Raw genomic sequence first — 17851 nt, 5'->3', positions numbered from 1 at the left:
CATGTCACACAACTTATGGAAGGTCCATTTCACAACTCGGCACGTTCGCTCCGGAACGGCGGGGGGAAATGACTCTCGGTCATTCCATGGGCACGCAAACGGAATTCGCCGGCATTCGGACCGGACGTGCGCGAACCCCGCCTCCGATTCCGGGGGCGGGGTTCGCGTGGCAGGGCCGTCGTCGGCCCCGGGGGGTCAGCCGTTGCGGGCCGCCTCCGGGCCGGTGATCCGCTTCAGCAGCGGCAGCGTGGAGGCGATGATCCCGAGCGACACCGCCAGCCCGAGCAGCACCAGCGCGAAGTACACCGCGCCCGGCGGGACCAGGTCGTAGTCCATCTGCGACTTGAGGAACATCGCCGCCGCGCCGAAGCCCGTCCCGGTCGCGATCACCGCCACCACCAGCAGCGGCAGCGCGCTCTCCAGGGCGATCACCCACCGCAGCAGGCCCAGCGGCGCCCCGGTGAGCCGGAGCATCGCGAACGGCCGGCGCCGGTCGGAGAGGCCCGCGACCACGCTGACCGCGAGGCTGCAGCCGGCGATCGGCAGGGTGGTGAGCAGGACGACGTCGGCCAGCTGCCGCCAGCCGGCCAGCATCCGCTGCTGCTCGGAGCCCCAGTCCTGGACCGTCCGGGTGTTCTCGTCCGGGAAGGCCTGGCTGAGGATGGTGCGGACCCGCTCCTTCGCGGCCGTCGACCCGTCCGTCGTCACGTAGAGCGACTGCACCGGCAGCCGGGCGGCCGCCTCGGCGGTGATCGGCGCGCTCGGCCATTCGACGGACTCCTGCGACCGGAGGTCCAGGAAGCCGTACGGCGCGACTGCCGCCACCGCGGCGCCGGGGGCGCAGTGGCCGACCACCGGGACCTGCGCGAGGTCCGAGCAGAGCGCCAGGACGGGCGCCATCCAGTCGCGCGGATCGGCCTGGTCACGCACCAGGCCGTCCGGATCGGCATGGGCGATCGCCAGGCCCCGGTAGCCGGGGACGGCCCTCACCTCGGCCAGCACCCGCTCCGGCACGGCGGCGGCCATCGGCGGATCGCCGGCCAGGGCGCCGTGCTCCACCGCGACCCGGGTCTGCGGGTCGCCGCTGAGCGCGCCGCGGTTGGTGTCGATGGTGCCGATGATGGCGACCGTCGCGGTGGTGACGAACAGCGCCAGGACCAGGCCGGCCACCGAGCGGAACCCGGCCTTCGGGTCGTCGGCGAGCCGCCGCACGGCGATCAGGGTGGACGGTCGGCCGGTCCGGGCGGCGACCGCGCGGGCGGCCGCCATGGTCAGCCAGGGGCCGGCCACCACCAGGCCGAGCATGACCACCAGGAAGCCGGTCAGGTAGGCGGCGGTCTGCCCGTTGGTGGTCGCGGGACGGCGGCCGACGAACCAGGCGAGCTCGGCGAGCCCGGCCAGCAGCGGCGCCACCCGCCAGGCGGACGGCGGCCGGGGGGTGACCCGGCGGCTGACACCGAGCGGGGAGACGGTCACCCGGCGCAGTGCGAGCCGGGCGGCCACCGCGGCCGCCAGCGGGACGCCGAACAGCACGGCCAGGGCCTGCGGCACGGTGAGGGTGAGGTCCTCGGTGAAGAAGCGGTCCCCGGTGAACGGGACGGTCGCCACCAGCGGCCGCAGCAGCAGGTACAGCCCGAAGCCGAGGACGGTGCCGGCGACGGCGGCCAGGGTGGACTCGACGGCCGCGATCAGCGTGATCTGCCGGGGCGTCGCCCCGACCAGCCGCATCGCGGCGTAGCGCTGCTCGCGGGTGGCGGCGGACAGCCGGGTGGCCGTGCCGATGAAGATCACCACGGGGAAGAGCAGTGCCCCCGCGACCACCGAGAGGATCAGCGTCATGGCGTCGCCCCGGGTGCCGGTGGCCGGGCAGTCCGCCTGGCAGGCCGGGAGCCATGTGGCGATGGTGGTGATCCGGCGGGCGCCCGGGCGGGCCGCGAGGGCCGCCGGGTCCTGGCCGCCGATCAGCACCAGGGAGTCCGGGGAGGCGAGCGCGACATCGCCGATCTCCCCGGTGAGCCGGCCGGGGAAGCGGTCGGCCAGCTGGTCGGCGGGCCGCTCCCGGATCAGCTCGGCGAGGGCGGGCGAGGCGTAGTACTCGCCCGCCGCCGGCAGCTTCGCCAGGCCCGGCGGGACCGGCGAGGTCGGCCCGGTGGCGGCGACCTCGATGTAGAGCAGCCGCTTGCCGTCGTAGAACTCGGGGCCGCGGTCGCGCCACCAGAGCGGGTCGACGTCCGCGCTCTCGGTGCGGCTCTTCGCGCCGCTGTTGGCCCAGAGCATCCGTTCGTTGGTGGCGCCGACGGCGTTGACGGCGGCGAGCGTGGAGAGCAGCAGGCCGACGCCGACGGCCGCGGCGGCGGCGACCGTGAGCAGCCGGGCGACGGCCTGACGGCCGCCGCTGACGGCGAGGCGCAGGGCGAAGGCGATCACGAGGCGACCCGTTCCGCCGCCGGGCCGCCCGGGGCGTAGCCGGTGGAGAGCGAGCGGGCCCGGCCGTCCCGGACGATGGCCTCGCGGTCGGCGTAGGCGGCGACCCGGGGTTCGTGGGTGACCAGGACGACGGTGGTGCCCTGCTCACGGGCGGCGGAGACCATCAGGGCCATCACCTGCTCGCCGGTGAGCGAGTCCAGCGCGCCGGTCGGCTCGTCGGCGAACAGCACCCGGGGGCGGGTCACCAGGCCCCGGGCCAGCGCGACCCGCTGGGCCTGGCCGCCCGACAGCTCGCCGGAGCGGCGGCGCTCCAGGCCGTCGAGGCCGAGCTGGGCGAACCACGGGCGGGCGTCGGCGAGGGCGGCGGACCGGCGGACGCCGGAGAGCAGCAGCGGCAGGGCGATGTTCTCCTCGGCCGTCAGTTCCGGGACGAGCTGGCCGAACTGGAACACGAAGCCGAAGCGGTCACGCCGTAAGGCGCTGCGCCGGTTCTCGTCGAGGGTGTCGATCCGCTGCCCGTCGAAGAGCACCTCGCCCGCGTCGGGGACGAGGATGCCGGCCAGGCAGTGCAGCAGGGTGGACTTTCCGGAGCCGCTGGCGCCCATCACGGCGAGCACCTCGCCGGCTCCGGCGGCCAGGCTCGCGCCGCGCAGCGCCGGGGTCTCGCCGAAGGAGAGTTCGACGTCGCGGGCTTCGATCAGGGGGGTCATGCGCGCACCTCCGCGGCAAGGGCGTCCAGGCGGGCGGTGGTCAGGTCGATCCACCGCAGGTCCGCCTCCAGGTGGAAGAGGCCGTGGTCGGCGAGCAGGGCGTCGACCAGCGGGCCGGTGCGGCGCAGCTCGGTGAGCTCGCGCATCCGCTGCAGGTGGGCGGCGCGCTGGGTGTCGAGGTAGGCCTCGGCGTCGCGGCCGAGCAGCAGGGCCAGGACGACCTTGGTGAAGAGCACGGACTGCAGGGTGGGTTCGGGCGCGACGGGCTCGGCGAGCCAGTGCTCGAACTCGGTCACGCCGGCCTCGGTGATGACGTAGCGCTTGCGCTCGGGCCCGTCGCCGGGCTCGGCCTCGCCGGGCACGACCTTTCCGTCGCGCGCCAGTCGGCCGAGGGTGGCGTAGACCTGACCGTACGGCAGGGGTTTGCCGCGTCCGAAGAAGGTGTCGTAGTCGCGCTTGAGGTCGTAGCCGTGGCTCGGCTCCCGCTCCAGCAGCCCGAGAAGGGTCAGGGGAACACTCATGAGAGGACCATACACCAGAGGTATACATCGAGTGTATAGCTGGCGAGAATACGGCCCTGACCTGGTGAAACACGATGCTGATCGACGGTTCGGGAATGCCGCGAGCGGAGGACGGCCCCAACCCCGTCCTCCGCTCTGCACGGCGGCCCGGCGAGCCCCCACAGCAGGCCGGGCCTCCGCGTCCCCGGCACGAGAACGCGGCCAGGGCCCAGCCTGCCCGCTGCGACCCCGGCCCGCCGAGGGCCGAACGTCCCGGTCCCGCGTCGGGGTCAGGGGCTTTGGGCCCCTCCACCGGACCGGCGCGCGGGACCGCCCGGCTCTTGTGCGAGGGGCCGGTGCCGGGAGAGATTGGGATCCGACGGGGCCGAACCCACGCCAACAGCCGTGAGGAGCACGCATCGTGTCCAGCTCACCCCGCTCGGCCCGAACCGCGTCCCTCCCCTGGCGGGCCGGCCGCAACCTGCGCCGCGCGCTCGGCCGCCGCCGAACCGTCGAGCGCCGCGAACCGCTCGCCCGCCCCGTCGACCGGGCCCGCAGCCGGGCCTGGCTCGTCGCCGGGCTCGCCCTGGCCGTCGGCCTGGCCGGCGTCGTCACCGCCGCCGTCCTCGGCTATCGCGCCGCCGGGCGCACCGCCGAGTCCGAACGCGGCCGTCTGCACCGCACCGAGGCGCTCGTCCTCGGCAAGCTCCGCACCGAGGAGAGCGGCGCCGGCCGCTGGAGCGGCGGCTACCAGAAGCGGACCGACACCTCGGTCTCCTGGACCACGCCCGAGGGCGTCGCCCGCACCGGCACCGTCGATGCTCCGCGCAGCACGGCCAACGGCTCCACCATCGTCCTGTGGGTCGACGACGACGGCCGGCCGGCCGGCGCACCGGCCACCCGGGCCGGGCTGGCGGTCGGCGCGGTCTGCGTCGGACTGGCCGGCTCGGCCACGCTGACCGCGCTGCTCGCCGGGGTGCTCGCGCTGCGGCTGCGCTTCCTCGACCGGCGGGCGGACCGCTCCTGGGAACGGTCCTGGGCCCACTGGGAGCCCCGCTGGTCCGGGCGCACCAGCCAGCCGCAGGACGACTGACCCCGGGACGACCGGCCCCAGGACGACCGACCCGCAGGATGACCAACCCCAGGACGACCGACCCCGGGACGACCGGCCGCACGTCGAATCATGGCACCACTGTTCGAGGAGCACCGTTGTTCAGCACCGACCGACTGACCGCCCGCCTCTGGGAACACACCGACGCCGAGCGCGCGTACGACCTGTACTCGCGCTGGGAGGTCGCGCAGTGGCTGGGCGCCACGCCGCGGGCGCTGGAGTCGCCCGCCGAGGTGCCGGCCATGATCGACCGCTGGCGGGGGCGCTCGGCCGACCCCCGGTACGGCGTCTGGGCGCTGGAGCGGCGGGACACCGGGGCGGTGGTCGGCTCGGTGATGCTCCTGCTGCTGCCGGACGAGGACGGCAGCGGGAACGGCGAGGTCGAGGTCGGCTGGCACCTCCACCCCGACTCCTGGGGACACGGCTACGCCACCGAAGCCGCCCGCGCCGCCCTCGCCAAGGGCTTCGCCGACGGCCTCACCGAGATCCACGCCGTCGTCCGCCCCGGCAACACCCGCTCCGCCGCCGTCTGCCACCGCCTCGGCATGACCCCCCTGGGCCGCACCACCCGCTGGTACGGCGACGAGTTCGACGCCTACCTCATCACCCGCCCCGCCGCGACGGCGAATATGTAGACCGGTCTACAGGCCCCTCGCCCCGGGCGGCCGCAGGCACGCACCGCACACCGCCCACCGCACTGGAGCAGGAAGTCGGCCCCGCCGACTTCCTGCTCCACGCCCCGCTCCAGTCCCGCCCCAGCCCCGCCCTCCGCACCGTCCCCGGGCCGGGCAGAGGGCGGGCACAGGGCCGGCAGAGGGCAGGCGAATATGTAGACCGGTCCACAGATTTGCTCGCCCCGCTCCCCCATCGAGCGCAGAAAGTCGGCCCGGCCGACTTCCCACTCCACGGTGCGGCACCGGCCCGGGCCGCGCTCCACTGAATATGTAGACCGGTCCACAGATTCGCCGCCTCCGGCGGCAGCCCCGAGCGCAGGAAGTCGGCCGGGCCGACTTTCCACTCCAACTCCGCGCCATGACGGTCAGTAGACCGGTCTACATATTCGGCGGGCGGTGGGCCCGCGAAATGGCCCGAGGGGCGGTCAGGGAGTGGGGCGGGGCCAAGGGGTGGTGGGGTGGCGGGAGGCGTGGTGGGTGAGGGCGGCGACGGCGAGGAGGAGGGCGAGGGCGGCGGCGAGCGCGATCGGGACCGTGGCATGCAGCACGAGGACGGCGCCGAGCAGGGCACCCGCGAACATCCAGGCGGCGGAGGCGAGTCGGCGGGTACCGGTGCGGTCGGCGGCCAGCGCGGTGAGCGTCATGGTCAGCACGGTCGTCGTCAGGTCCGGCACCTTGAGCGCGCGGACGACCGCGTTCTGCAGGCCCATCGCGGCGCCCAGCACGCCGATCAGCGTGTAGCGGACCGGGTCGGCCGTGTGGCCGAAGGCCGCGGCGAATGCGGTGCAGGCGGCGAGCAGTACCGCCTGCACCGCGACCGTGGCCACCAGCAGCCGTCCGCGGTGGCCCGGGCGGCGCTCGGCGAGGCGTCCGCCCGCGAGCGCGCCCACCAGGAAGGCGGCGAGGGCGGCGAGCGAGGCCGTCGCGGAGAGCCCCGGCGCGCCGGCCAGGGCGAAGCCGAGGAAGACCACGTTGCCGGTCATGTTGGCGACGAAGACGTGCCCGAGCGCGAGGTAGCTCACCGCGTCGACCAGCCCGGTGACCACCGTGAGCACCAGGAGCATCGGCACCAGCGGGCCGTGCCGGGGGTCGCTGCGCATCCAGGTCGCCATCGACTCAGCCTAACCGCGCCCGGCCGCCCGACCACCCGGCCGCCCGACCACCCGACCGACCACCCGACCGTCCGGCTGCCCGACCTCGCGACCGCCCGGCGGCGGGACCCGGCAACGGTGTCGGGCCCCGCCGTGGACGAACGGACAGGCAGGCGGACGGACGAACGGACGAACGGACGATCAGACCGCGAGCGCCGGGCGGTGGTGGTCCAGCCACAGCGCGAGATCCACGACCCGCTCCAGCCGCAGCCGGTGGCCCCACTCCAGCTGGTCGGCCGGCGTGTCCAGGCTGCTCTTGATCACCGTCTCGTCGGCGATGTCGCGCACGTGCGGCGCGTCCAGCGCCTCCCGGGCGAGCCGCTGCAGGCCGCTGTTGTAGTCGGCGTGGTGGGTGGCCGGGTAGTGGTTCTTCGGCCGCCACAGCACCGAGTCCGGGGCGATGCCCTGACCGGCCGCGCGCAGCAGGCTCTTCTCGCGCCCGTCGTAGTTCTTCATCGCCCACGGGGTGTTGAACGCGTACTCGACCAGCCGGTGGTCGCAGTACGGCACCCGCACCTCCAGGCCCTGCGCCATCGACAGCCGGTCCTTGCGGTGCAGCAGCTGACGCAGCCAGCGGGTCAGCGACAGGTGCTGCATCTCGCGCTGCCGGTGCTCGGCCGCGCTCTCGCCCTCGACGTGCGGGACGGCCGCCAGCGAGCTGCGGTAGGTGTCGTCGCGGAACTCGGCGATCCGCAGGTGGGCGGCGAGGTCCGGGTTGATCGGCATGGCAGCCTCGTCCCCGGTGACGAGCAGCCAGGGGAAGGTCTGCGCGGCGAGCGCCTTGGGGTTGTGGAACCACGGGTAGCCGCCGAACACCTCGTCGGCCGCCTCACCGGAGAGCGCGACCGTCGAGTGCTTGCGGATCTCGCCGAACAGCAGGTAGAGCGAGGTGTCCATGTCGCCGACGCCGATCGGCGAGTCCCGGGAGACGACGACGGCCCGCCGGTGCTCCAGGTCGAGCAGGGTGCGCGGGTCGAGCACCACGGTGGAGTGCTCGCTGCCGATGAACGCGCCGGCCTCGGCGGCGTACGGGGTGTCGTGGCCGGTGCGCAGCACGTCGCCGGTGAACTGCTCGGCCTGGTCGCTGTAGTCGACGGCGTACGAGCGCAGCTTGGCCTGCGGCCCCTCCTGGAGGCGCAGTTCGTCGGCGACCAGCGCGGTCACGATGGTGGAGTCCAGGCCGCCTGAGAGCAGGCTGCAGAGCGGGACGTCCGCCTCCAGCTGGGCGCGGGCGGCGCGGTTGACCAGCTCGCCGATCCGCTCCTTGGTGGCGTCCAGGTCCTCGGTGTGCGGGCGGGCGGTGAGCTCCCAGTAGCGGCGCTCGCGCACGCCGGAGCGGTCGAGGACGAGCAGGCCGCCGGGGTGGACCTCGCGGACGCCGGACCAGACCGTGGGGCCGGTGTTGAAGAGCAGGCTGTAGGCCTCGCGCAGGCCGTCGGCGTCCACGGTGGGAGTGACCTCGGGGTGGGCGAACAGCGCCTTGGGCTCGGACCCGAAGACCAGGCCCCCGTCGATCTCCGCCCAGAACAGCGGCTTGACGCCGAGCCGGTCGCGGACCAGCAGCAGGCGCTGCTCGCGCTCGTCCCAGACGGCGAAGGCGTACATACCCTCCAGCCGGTCGACGAGCGCGTCGCCCCACTCCTGGTAGGCGCGGAGCACCACCTCGGTGTCGCTGCGGGTCTCGAACCGGTGCCCCCGGGCGCGCAGTTCGGCCCTCAGCTCGTGGTGGTTGTAGACCTCGCCGCTGTAGGTGAGGACGGCGCCCGGCTCCTCGTGCCGGTCGGGCATGGGCTGGGCCCCGCCCTCGATGTCGATGACGGCGAGGCGCCGGTGGCCGAGCGCCGCGTGGCGGCCGAGCCAGACACCGCCGGCGTCGGGGCCGCGCAGGGTCATGGTGGCGGTCATCGCCTCGATGACGGGGGCGCTGTGGCGGACGTCCTGGTGGAAGGACACCCAGCCGGTGATTCCGCACATGCGCGAGCACTCCTTGGACGAGCAGACAATCGGATCCGGCCCAGCAGTCGGACAAACGGGGGCGGCGGTTCCACGGATTCGGACACATTTCCGGCCATGCCCTGACGGCCCCGGCATTTTGAACACGTTCAGACCAGTGGTTAGGCTGGGTACCGACGAACGACCGAGGGGGGTCTCGATGAGAATCGTCATACCCGGGGGGACCGGGCAGATCGGCCGCATCCTGGACCGGGCGCTCACCGCCGACGGCCACGAGGTGCTGGTCCTCACCCGCCGGCCCCGGCGGGACCAGGAGATCCACTGGGACGGCCGCTCGCTCGGCCGCTGGACGGACGCGCTCGACGGCGCGGACGCCGTCGTCAACCTCGCCGGACGCAGCATCGACTGCCGCTACACCGAGCAGAACCTGCGCGACATGCGCGAGTCCCGGGTGCACTCCACCCGGACCGTCGGGCGGGCCATCGCCGGCGCCCGGCGCCCGCCCCGGGTCTGGCTGCAGATGAGCACCGCCACCATCTACGCCCACACCTACGGCGCCCCGCACGACGAGGACACCGGCGTCATCGGCGGCGGCGAGCCCGACGCGCCCCGGTCCTGGGAGCACAGCGTGCGGATCGCGCGCGACTGGGAGCGCGAGCAGTCGGACGCCGCCACCCCGCGGACCCGCCGGGTCGCGCTGCGCTGCGCCGCCGTGATGAGCCCGGACGCCGGCGGCACCTTCGACCGGCTGGTGCGGCTCTCCCGGAGCGGCTTCGGCGGGCCGGTGGACGGCGGCGCGCAGTACGTGTCGTGGATCCACGACCACGACCTGGTGCGCGCCGTGCGCTTCCTGATCGACCGCGAGGACGTCGCCGGCCCGGTGAACCTGGCCGCTCCGACGCCGCTGCCGCAGCGGGTGTTCATGCAGACGCTCCGGCGGGCCAAGGGCATCCCGGTCGGGCTGCCGGCCACCCGGTGGATGGCGCGGGCGGGCGCGTTCGCGCTGCGGTCGGACACCGAACTGCTGCTCAAGAGCCGGGCCGTCGTGCCGGGCCGGCTGCTGGCGGCGGGCTTCGGCTTCGAGCACCCGCACTGGCCCGCGGCGGCCGCCGACCTGGTCCGCCGGATGCGCCCCTGACCGCGGGTCCCCGCCCGGACGGCCCCGGCACACGGCCCGCCGTACGATGGGCGGCGGACCAGAGGAACGGACCGGGCCCGACGGGCCGGACGGACCGGACGGCACAGCGGGCAGGACGGCAGAGGAGCGAACGGGTGCTGCGCGGATTCGGCGATCTGGAGGCCGAGATCATGGACCGGCTCTGGTCCTGGGGCCGCCCGGCCACCGTCCGCGAGGTCGTCGACGACCTCCAGCGGCAGCGGCCGGTCGCGTACACCACCGTCAACACGGTCGCCGACATCCTGCACACCAAGGGATGGCTGCGGCGCGAGAAGGCCGGCCGCGCCTGGGTGTACGAACCGACCTGCACCCGCGAGTCGTACACCGCGCAGCTGATGCACCAGGCGCTGGAGACCACCTCGGACCGGGCCGGGGCGCTGCTGCACTTCGTCGACCGGATCAGCGGGGACGAGGCCACAGCGCTGCTCGCCGCCCTGGAGCAGGTCAAGGCCCGGGACGACGACCGGTGACCCTGGCCCTGCTCGCGCTCCACCTGCTCCTGGTCGGCGTCCTGCTCCCCGGGCGGCTGGCCGGCTCACGGCGGCTCCAGGCCCGCCCGGGCCTCGGCGCCGCCGTCTGGCTCGCGCTGATGGCCTCCTTCGGCAGCGGTCTGCTGCTGGCCGCGCACCACCTCCTCGCCCCGCTCGGGCACGAGCCGGCCGGACTGGTCGGCCTGCTGCCGCACGTCGAACCGCCCACCGCGGCCGTGCCGCACGCCCACGGCTGGTGGGTGCCGGCCGCCGCGGGCGCGGCCGCCGCGGCGGTGGCGGCGGTGCTGGCCGCCCGGGCCGCCCGGGCTCGGCGGCGGCACCGCGCGGCGCTGGACCTGGTGGCCGCCCGGGATCCGGGGCGCCACCTGCTGGTGCTGGACGACCCGCGGCCCGCCGTCTACTGCCTGCCCGGCCGCCGGTCCCGGGTGGTGGCCACCCGCGGCGCCCTGGAGCTGCTGGACGAGCGCGGGCTCGCCGCGGCCGTCGCCCATGAGCACGGCCACCTGCGGGGGCGTCACCACCTGGTGCTGCTGGCGGCGGACACCTTCGCGCTGCTCCTCGGCCGCCGGCTGCCGCTGGCCCGCCTCGGCCGGGCGGAGGTGGCGCTGCTGCTGGAGATGGCGGCCGACGACGCCGCGCTCGCCCGGGTGACCCGCAGCGACCTGGCCGGCGCCCTGTACGCGCTGGCCACCGCCGCCCCGGCCGCCGGGCCGGGCGCGCTCGCGGCCGCGGCCACCGGCGTGCTCACCCGCGTCCAGCGCCTCGCCCGGACCCCCGCGCCCCCGGCCCGCGCCTACCGCCTGGCCGCCCCGCTCCTGCCCTACCTCCTCGCCTGCGCCCCGCACCCGTAGAACAACACCCCAGGAACGACAACCGCAGGAACGGCACCCGTGGAACGGCACCCGCTGAACGGCGCCCCGGCGTTGCGACCGCCCTCCACCGCTCCGGCCCGGGGAGGATCGGACCCACCGCCCGCCACCCCGCCGGAGCCCCGGATGCGCCTGCTGATCACCTCGGACACCCATGTCCCGGCGCGGGCAAGGCAGTTGCCCGCGCCACTGCTCGCCGCCGTGGACGAGGCGGACGCGGTGCTCCACGCCGGCGACTGGGTCGACACCGCCACCCTCGACCTGCTGCTGGCGCGGTCCGCGCGGCTGATCGCCGTCCACGGCAACAACGACGGGCCCGGGCTGCGGGAGCGCCTCCCCGAGATCGCGCGGGCGGAACTCCAGGGCCTGCGTTTCGCCGTGGTGCACGAGACCGGCCCGGCCCGGGGCCGCGAGCAGCGGTGCGAGGCGCGGTTCCCCGACACCGACGTCCTGGTCTTCGGCCACAGCCACATCCCCTGGGACAGCACCGCACCCGGCGGCCTGCGGCTGCTCAACCCGGGATCGCCCACCGACCGCCGCCGCCTGCCGTTCGCCAGCTACCTGACCGCCCGGGTCGACGACGGCCGGCTCGCCGACGTCCGGCTCCACCGCCTGCCGCCCCGGTCCTGACCGCCGCCCGCGCCCGGCGGTCCGGGCCGGCTTGCCGTACCGCCGCGCCGTGTGATCGGATCGCGGGGCATCGCGTGCCGGTGGCGGACCGCGCCAGGCATGGAGGTGCGGTACCCGAAGGGACGGCCGCCATGGCTTCCCCCACCAATGACCGCGCGCTCGCGCTCAGTCGCCAACTCTCCCAGGCCCACCGGGCCCTGCGCCGCCGGATCGACGACCTCAGGTCCGACCCCGGCTCCGGCCGGCCGGACGACGACACGCTCACCACCCACTGCCTGGCCTTCTGTGACGCCCTGACCGCCCATCACGAAGGCGAGGACGACGGGCTGTTCGCCCAGCTGCTGCGCGAGCGGCCCGACCTCGCGCCGACGATCGCCAAACTCGTCGAGGACCACGGGCTGATCACCGGGATCCTGACCCGGGTGCGCGAACTCGCGCTCCGGGCCGCCGGATCCGCCGCACCGGAGCGCGAAGCCGTCCGGCGTGAACTCGACGGCCTCTCGGTGATCATGGAGTCCCACTTCCGCTACGAGGAACGGACGATCAGCGCGGCGCTCGACGCCACGACACCGGTCGGCGACTGGCCCGACCCGGTCTTCCGCCCCCTCGACGGCTGACCCGACGGGCCCGGCCCACCAAGCCCGGCTCACCGAGCCGGGCCCACCGGGCCGGGCCCGCCCGCCGCGCGGCAGCCGCGCACAGCTCAGGGGCGGACGGCGCCGACGTAGGGCATCGCGTCGATCGGGAGGATCTCGACGTTCTTGCCGGTGCGGGGGGCGTGGATCATCTTGCCCCCGCCGATGTAGAGGCCGACGTGGTGCAGGTCGCCGTAGAAGAAGACCAGGTCGCCGGGCTGGAGGTCGCCGCGGGCGATCCGGGCGCCGGCGTTCCACTGGTCCTGGGAGACGCGCGGGAGCTTGACGCCCGCGGCGCGGTAGGCGGCGCCGGTGAGGCCGGAGCAGTCGTAGCCGGAGGGGCCGGTGGCGCCCCAGACGTAGGGCTTGCCGAGCTGGGAGTAGGCGAACTGGACGATGGCGGCGGCCCGGCCGGTGACCGGCCCGGTGTCGGCGGGGCGCTCGGCGGCGGAGCGGGAGGCACGGGTGGCGGCGGCCTCCTGGGCGTTGATCCTGGCGCGGTCGGCGGCGCTCAGCTTGTTGAGCAGCGCCTGCGCCTTGGCCAGCTTGTCCTGGACCGCCTTCTTCTCCCCCGCGAGCGCGGTGGCGGCCTCGTCGAGCCGGGCGAGGGTGGCGGTGGCCTCGGCGCGGTCCTGGTCGAGCCGGCGCTGCTCGTCGAGGGCCTGGCGGAGCAGCGCCGCCTGGGAGTCGACGACCTGGTTCTGGGCGGCGGCCCGGGCCAGGTAGCCGCCCGGGTCTGAGTCGAGCATCAGCTGGACGGAGGGGTCGATGCCGCCGTTGCGGTACTGCTCGGCCGCGATGCCGCCGAGCTGGGTGCGCAGCTCGTTCATCGCCTCCTGGCCGCGGGCCACCTTCTCCTGGATCCGGTTGGCGTCGCCCTGGAGCTTCTGCTGCTTCTCCTGGAAGCCGTTGTAGCGCTCGATCGACTGCTCGGCCTCCTCGTTGAGCTGGTCGACCTGTTCCTTGACGCCGGCGAGTGTGGGCGCCGGCTCGGCCTGGGCGGGGCCCGCGGTGAGGACGACGCCGCCGGCCATCGCGGTGGTGACGACCGCCAGGCGGGCCCGGCTGGGCGGGCTGGGCTTGCGGCGCTTTCCCATGACGGCTGACTCCTCGGGGAGGGGGGACGGGGGCGGGGACGAGAGGGGAGCGAACGCGGGCAGGGGGCGTTCCGGGGAGAGCCGCCCGCCCCACCCGCGTTCTTCTAAGTAAGTTAATAGATGGCGGCCGCCGTTGCGCAAGCCGCCCGCCCCGCACCCCCGTCCGGCCACCGTCCCGCCACCGCGCGACCCCCTCGCGACCGCCCGTGCGGCACCGGTAGTGCAACAGAGTGCAAAGCGAGGGCAAGGTCACACCCTTCACCTCTCCTGCGCGCCCGCGCGCGGGCGCTAACCTGCGGGGCATGACGGTCCCGCCCGAAGGGCTTCCCCTGGCCGCCGAGTTCCCGGCAGCCCACCGCGAGCAGTGGCAGACCCTCGTCGAGGGCGTGCTGCGCAAGTCGGGGGCGCAGCCCGAGGACGGCGCAGCGGCCGAGCGCGCGCTCAGCACCGCGCTCCAGGACGGGCTGCGCGCCCGCCCGCTCTACACCGCCGAGGACGCCCCGGCCGACCCGGGCTTCCCCGGCTTCCCGCCGTTCGTCCGCGGCGCCCGCCCGCAGGGCGCCTCGGTCGCGGGCTGGGACGTCCGCCAGCGGCACGGCGACCCCGATCCGCGCCGCACCAACGAGGCCGTGCTGGCCGACCTGGAGCACGGCGGCGGCTCGCTCTGGCTGGAGCTGGGCGGCGACGGCCTGCCGGTCACCGCCCTGGGCGAGGCGCTCACCGGCGTCTACCTGGACCTGGCCGGGGTGGTGCTCGACGCGGGCGCCGAATTCCCCGAGGCCGCCGCGCGGTTGTTCGCGCTGTACCAGGAGCGCGAGGTCTCCCCCGGCTCCGCCGCCGGCACCCTGGGCGCCGACCCGCTGGGCCTGCAGGCCCGCACCGGCGAGACCGCGCGCACCGACGCCCTGCTCGCCGAGGCCGCCGCGCTGGCCACCCGCTGCGCCGAGGGCTTCCCCGGCCTGCGGGCCCTGACCGTCGACGCGCTGCCGTACCACGAGGCGGGCGCCTCCCCCGCGCAGGAGCTGGGCGCCTCGCTGGCCACCGGTGTCGCCTACCTGCGCGCGCTGACCGCGGCCGGGCTGTCGGTGGACGCCGCGCTCGGCCAGCTGGAGTTCCGCTACGCCGCGGACGCCGACCAGTTCCTGACGATCGCCAAGTTCCGTGCCGCGCGCCGTCTCTGGGCCCGGGTCGCCGAGGCCTGCGGCGCCGCCCCGGCCGCCTCGGCGCAGCGCCAGCACGCCGTCACCTCCGCGGTGATGATGACCGCCCGCGACCCGTGGGTGAACATGCTGCGCACCACGATCGCCTGCCTGGCCGCCGGGGTCGGCGGCGCGGACGCGGTCACCGTGCTGCCGTTCGACACCGCGCTCGGCCTGCCGGACGCCTTCGCCCGCCGGATCGCCCGCAACACCCAGGCGATCCTGCTGGAGGAGTCGCACCTGGCCCGGGTCGTCGACCCGGCCGGCGGCTCCTGGTACGCGGAACGGCTGACCGACGAGCTGGCGCACGCCGCCTGGGCGTGGTTCCAGGAGATCGAGCGGGCCGGCGGACAGCGCGCCGCGCTGGAGTCGGGCCTGGTCGGCGAGCGGATCGCGGCCACCTGGGCGGAGCGCTCGGTGCGGCTCGCCAAGCGGCGCGAACCCATCACCGGCGTCAGCGAGTTCCCGAACCTCGGCGAGCAGGCGCCGGTCCGCGCGCCGGCCCCGGCCGGTCCGTCCGGCGGGCTGCCGAGGGTGCGCCGCGCCGAGGCCTTCGAGGCGCTGCGCGACCGCTCGGACGCCCGGCTCGCGGCCACCGGCGCCCGGCCGGCGCTGTTCCTGGCGTCGATCGGCACCGCCGCCGCGCACACCGCGCGCACCACCTTCGCCGCCAACCTGTTCCAGGCCGGCGGGATCGCCACCACCGCGCACGAGGGCACCGAACCCGCCGCGTTCGCCGAGGCGTTCGCCGCGAGCGGCGCCGCGGTGGCCTGCCTCTGCTCCAGCGACGCCCTGTACGCCGAGCACGCCGAGGCGGTCGCCGCCGCGCTCCGGGCGGCCGGCGCGCGGCGGGTGCTGCTGGCCGGCCGGCCGGGAGAGACGCCGCCGGCGGGGGTGGACGGCTTCGTCTTCGCGGGCGGCGACGCGGTCGCCGTCCTGACGTCCCTGCTCGACCAGATCACCGAGACCGCCGTCGACGGCGGGACCGCCCAGATCGGAGTGGCCCGATGATCCCCGACTTCACCTCGATCGGGCTGGACAGCGACGGCGCGGACGCCCCGGCGGGCGTCACCGACGGCCAGTGGCGCGCCGCCTGGCGGCAGGCCACCGGCAAGGACGTCGACGAGCAGCTCTGGGACACCCCCGAGGGCATCGGCGTCAAGCCGCTGTACACCGCCGAGGACCTCGCCGGCCTGGACTTCCTGGGCACCTACCCGGGCATCGCCCCCTACGTGCGCGGCCCGTACCCGACGATGTACGTCAACCAGCCGTGGACGGTGCGCCAGTACGCGGGCTTCTCCACCGCCGAGGAGTCCAACGCCTTCTACCGCCGCAACCTGGCGGCCGGCCAGAAGGGCCTGTCGGTCGCCTTCGACCTGCCGACCCACCGCGGCTACGACAGCGACCACCCGCGGGTCACCGGCGACGTCGGCATGGCGGGCGTGGCGATCGACTCGATCTACGACATGCGCCAGCTGTTCGACGGCATCCCGCTCGACCGGATGTCGGTGTCGATGACGATGAACGGCGCGGTGCTGCCCGTCCTCGCGCTGTACATCGTGGCCGCCGAGGAGCAGGGCGTACCGCCCGAGAAGCTGGCCGGGACCATCCAGAACGACATCCTCAAGGAGTTCATGGTCCGCAACACCTACATCTACCCGCCGCAGCCGTCGATGCGGATCATCTCGGACATCTTCGCGTACACCTCGCAGAAGATGCCCCGGTACAACTCGATCTCCATCTCCGGCTACCACATCCAGGAGGCCGGGGCCACCGCCGACCTGGAGCTGGCCTACACCCTGGCCGACGGCGTGGAGTACCTGCGGGCCGGGCTGGACGTCGGGCTGGACGTGGACGCGTTCGCGCCGCGCCTGTCGTTCTTCTGGGCGATCGGCATGAACTTCTTCATGGAGGTCGCCAAACTGCGCGCGGCCCGCCTGCTCTGGGCCAAGCTGGTCAAGCAGTTCGACCCGAAGAACGCCAAGTCGCTGTCGCTGCGCACCCACTCGCAGACCTCCGGCTGGTCGCTCACCGCGCAGGACGTCTTCAACAACGTCACCCGCACCTGCGTGGAGGCGATGGCCGCAACCCAGGGCCACACCCAGTCGCTGCACACCAACGCGCTGGACGAGGCGCTCGCGCTGCCGACCGACTTCTCCGCCCGGATCGCCCGCAACACCCAGCTGCTGCTCCAGCAGGAGTCCGGCACCTGCCGGGTCATCGACCCGTGGGGCGGCTCGGCGTACGTCGAGAAGCTGACGAACGACCTGGCGAACCGCGCCTGGCAGCACATCCAGGAGGTCGAGGCGGCCGGCGGCATGGCCAAGGCGATCGACGCGGGCATCCCCAAGCTGCGCGTCGAGGAGGCCGCCGCCCGCACCCAGGCGCGGATCGACTCCGGCCGCCAGCCGGTGATCGGCGTCAACAAGTACCGGGTGGAGAGCGACGAGCAGATCGAGGTGCTCAAGGTCGACAACTCCGCGGTGCGCGCCCGCCAGATCGAGAAGCTGCGCCGGCTGCGCGAGGAGCGCGACGAGGCCGCCACCCGCGCCGCGCTGGACGCGCTGACCCGGGCCGCCGAGGCCGGTCCGCAGCGCGGCGGTTCGCTGGACGGCAACCTGCTGCACCTGGCGGTGAACGCGGCCCGCGCCAAGGCCACCGTCGGCGAGATCTCGGACGCCCTGGAGAAGGTGTACGGCCGGCACTCCGGCCAGATCCGTACCATCTCGGGTGTGTACCGAGACGAAGCGGGCCAGTCGGCCCCCCTGCAGCGCACCCGGGACCTGGTCGAGCGGTTCGAGCAGGCCGAGGGCCGCCGCCCGCGCATCCTGGTCGCCAAGATGGGCCAGGACGGCCACGACCGCGGCCAGAAGGTGATCGCCACCGCCTTCGCCGACCTCGGCTTCACGGTGGACGTCGGCCCGCTGTTCCAGACCCCGGCCGAGGTCGCCCGCCAGGCCGTCGAGGCGGACGTGCACATCGTCGGCGTCTCCTCACTGGCCGCCGGCCACCTCACCCTGGTGCCCGCACTGCGCGCCGAACTGGCCGCGGCGGGCCGGGAGGACATCACCATCGTGGTCGGCGGGGTGATCCCCCCGCAGGACTTCGACGCGCTGTACGAGGCGGGCGCCGCGGCGGTCTTCCCGCCCGGCACGGTGATCCCGGAGGCCGCCTACGACCTCCTGAAGTCGCTCGCCGCCGACCTCGGCCACGAGCTCTGAGGCGCT

Annotated in this window: 15 protein-coding genes; 9 read left to right on the top strand and 6 right to left on the bottom strand. The window is 74.9% G+C overall.

The annotated features are described in order from the left end of the window. Positions 1 to 195: 195 nt before the first annotated feature. From ACFC0B_RS20780 to ACFC0B_RS20770, 3 genes are read right to left on the bottom strand one after another with little or no spacing between them, the layout of a single operon-like run. Positions 196 to 2427: an FtsX-like permease family protein gene (locus tag ACFC0B_RS20780; protein WP_376087519.1), complete on the bottom strand. Its 2232-nt coding sequence runs from the start codon at positions 2425 to 2427 to the stop codon at positions 196 to 198. Continuing rightward, complete coding sequence (locus tag ACFC0B_RS20775; RefSeq protein ID WP_376087517.1) at positions 2424 to 3137, bottom strand: ABC transporter ATP-binding protein; 714 nt, start codon at positions 3135 to 3137, stop codon at positions 2424 to 2426. The genes ACFC0B_RS20780 and ACFC0B_RS20775 overlap by 4 nt, the downstream gene beginning before the upstream one ends. Beyond that, on the bottom strand, positions 3134 to 3658 hold the full coding sequence (locus ACFC0B_RS20770; protein ID WP_350570858.1) for a PadR family transcriptional regulator: 525 nt from the start codon (positions 3656 to 3658) through the stop codon (positions 3134 to 3136). Before ACFC0B_RS20770 ends, ACFC0B_RS20775 begins: the two co-directional genes overlap by 4 nt. A gap of 400 nt (positions 3659 to 4058) precedes the next feature. Between ACFC0B_RS20770 and ACFC0B_RS20765 the strand changes: the two genes are divergently transcribed. Next, positions 4059 to 4730 (top strand): hypothetical protein, encoded by a 672-nt coding sequence (locus ACFC0B_RS20765; RefSeq protein WP_376087515.1) that lies wholly within the window; start codon positions 4059 to 4061, stop codon positions 4728 to 4730. A gap of 116 nt (positions 4731 to 4846) precedes the next feature. After that, on the top strand, positions 4847 to 5383 hold the full coding sequence (locus ACFC0B_RS20760; RefSeq protein WP_376087513.1) for a GNAT family N-acetyltransferase: 537 nt from the start codon (positions 4847 to 4849) through the stop codon (positions 5381 to 5383). Positions 5384 to 5847: 464 nt separating this feature from the next. On the opposite strand, the gene ACFC0B_RS20755 is transcribed toward ACFC0B_RS20760, so the two are convergent. Both ACFC0B_RS20755 and asnB read right to left on the bottom strand, forming a co-directional pair. After that, positions 5848 to 6534 carry a YoaK family protein gene (locus tag ACFC0B_RS20755; RefSeq protein WP_376087511.1) on the bottom strand — a complete coding sequence of 229 codons (687 nt, stop codon included), beginning with the start codon at positions 6532 to 6534 and terminating at the stop codon, positions 5848 to 5850. A gap of 180 nt (positions 6535 to 6714) precedes the next feature. Continuing rightward, the gene (asnB, locus tag ACFC0B_RS20750; protein ID WP_376087509.1) at positions 6715 to 8547 is read right to left on the bottom strand and encodes an asparagine synthase (glutamine-hydrolyzing); all 1833 of its coding nucleotides are present in this window, start codon (positions 8545 to 8547) and stop codon (positions 6715 to 6717) included. Positions 8548 to 8725: 178 nt separating this feature from the next. Between asnB and ACFC0B_RS20745 the strand changes: the two genes are divergently transcribed. The 5 genes from ACFC0B_RS20745 to ACFC0B_RS20725 all read left to right on the top strand — a co-directional run bounded on the left by ACFC0B_RS20745 (position 8726) and on the right by ACFC0B_RS20725 (position 12310). Next, complete coding sequence (locus tag ACFC0B_RS20745; protein WP_376087507.1) at positions 8726 to 9664, top strand: TIGR01777 family oxidoreductase; 939 nt, start codon at positions 8726 to 8728, stop codon at positions 9662 to 9664. Positions 9665 to 9801: 137 nt separating this feature from the next. Beyond that, entirely contained in the window at positions 9802 to 10173 is a 372-nt protein-coding gene (locus ACFC0B_RS20740) for a BlaI/MecI/CopY family transcriptional regulator (RefSeq protein WP_376088136.1), read from the top strand. Further along, positions 10170 to 11045 carry a M56 family metallopeptidase gene (locus ACFC0B_RS20735; RefSeq protein WP_376087505.1) on the top strand — a complete coding sequence of 292 codons (876 nt, stop codon included), beginning with the start codon at positions 10170 to 10172 and terminating at the stop codon, positions 11043 to 11045. The genes ACFC0B_RS20740 and ACFC0B_RS20735 overlap by 4 nt, the downstream gene beginning before the upstream one ends. 144 nt (positions 11046 to 11189) lie before the next feature. Then, positions 11190 to 11693 (top strand): metallophosphoesterase family protein, encoded by a 504-nt coding sequence (locus ACFC0B_RS20730; RefSeq protein ID WP_376087503.1) that lies wholly within the window; start codon positions 11190 to 11192, stop codon positions 11691 to 11693. Between the two features lie 131 nt (positions 11694 to 11824). Beyond that, complete coding sequence (locus ACFC0B_RS20725) at positions 11825 to 12310, top strand: hemerythrin domain-containing protein (RefSeq protein WP_376087501.1); 486 nt, start codon at positions 11825 to 11827, stop codon at positions 12308 to 12310. Between the two features lie 86 nt (positions 12311 to 12396). Here ACFC0B_RS20725 and ACFC0B_RS20720 read toward each other — a convergent pair whose 3' ends face one another. Further along, complete coding sequence (locus ACFC0B_RS20720) at positions 12397 to 13425, bottom strand: NlpC/P60 family protein (protein WP_376087499.1); 1029 nt, start codon at positions 13423 to 13425, stop codon at positions 12397 to 12399. Between the two features lie 302 nt (positions 13426 to 13727). Between ACFC0B_RS20720 and ACFC0B_RS20715 the strand changes: the two genes are divergently transcribed. Continuing rightward, positions 13728 to 15635: a methylmalonyl-CoA mutase subunit beta gene (locus ACFC0B_RS20715; protein WP_376087497.1), complete on the top strand. Its 1908-nt coding sequence runs from the start codon at positions 13728 to 13730 to the stop codon at positions 15633 to 15635. Then, positions 15632 to 17845 carry a methylmalonyl-CoA mutase gene (scpA, locus tag ACFC0B_RS20710; protein ID WP_376087495.1) on the top strand — a complete coding sequence of 738 codons (2214 nt, stop codon included), beginning with the start codon at positions 15632 to 15634 and terminating at the stop codon, positions 17843 to 17845. Before ACFC0B_RS20715 ends, scpA begins: the two co-directional genes overlap by 4 nt. Positions 17846 to 17851 lie beyond the last annotated feature (6 nt).

Source organism: Kitasatospora sp. NPDC056184 (genome assembly GCF_042268405.1).
In the GTDB taxonomy this organism is placed as follows: Bacteria; Actinomycetota; Actinomycetes; order Streptomycetales; family Streptomycetaceae; genus Kitasatospora.
Note: the sequence above shows the minus strand (reverse complement) of the source record. Positions and strands in the feature narration are given on the sequence as shown.

Excerpts from the sequence above, each read along its gene's own strand:
- scpA (WP_376087495.1), top strand. The coding sequence starts at position 15,632 with ATGATCCCCGACTTCACCTCGATCGGGCTGGACAGCGACGGCGCGGAC.
- ACFC0B_RS20725 (WP_376087501.1), top strand. The coding sequence starts at position 11,825 with ATGGCTTCCCCCACCAATGACCGCGCGCTCGCGCTCAGTCGCCAACTC.
- ACFC0B_RS20720 (WP_376087499.1), bottom strand. The coding sequence starts at position 13,425 with ATGGGAAAGCGCCGCAAGCCCAGCCCGCCCAGCCGGGCCCGCCTGGCG.
- ACFC0B_RS20755 (WP_376087511.1), bottom strand. The coding sequence starts at position 6,534 with ATGGCGACCTGGATGCGCAGCGACCCCCGGCACGGCCCGCTGGTGCCG.
- ACFC0B_RS20715 (WP_376087497.1), top strand. The coding sequence starts at position 13,728 with ATGACGGTCCCGCCCGAAGGGCTTCCCCTGGCCGCCGAGTTCCCGGCA.
- ACFC0B_RS20775 (WP_376087517.1), bottom strand. The coding sequence starts at position 3,137 with ATGACCCCCCTGATCGAAGCCCGCGACGTCGAACTCTCCTTCGGCGAG.
- ACFC0B_RS20730 (WP_376087503.1), top strand. The coding sequence starts at position 11,190 with ATGCGCCTGCTGATCACCTCGGACACCCATGTCCCGGCGCGGGCAAGG.
- ACFC0B_RS20770 (WP_350570858.1), bottom strand. The coding sequence starts at position 3,658 with ATGAGTGTTCCCCTGACCCTTCTCGGGCTGCTGGAGCGGGAGCCGAGC.
- ACFC0B_RS20745 (WP_376087507.1), top strand. The coding sequence starts at position 8,726 with ATGAGAATCGTCATACCCGGGGGGACCGGGCAGATCGGCCGCATCCTG.
- asnB (WP_376087509.1), bottom strand. The coding sequence starts at position 8,547 with ATGTGCGGAATCACCGGCTGGGTGTCCTTCCACCAGGACGTCCGCCAC.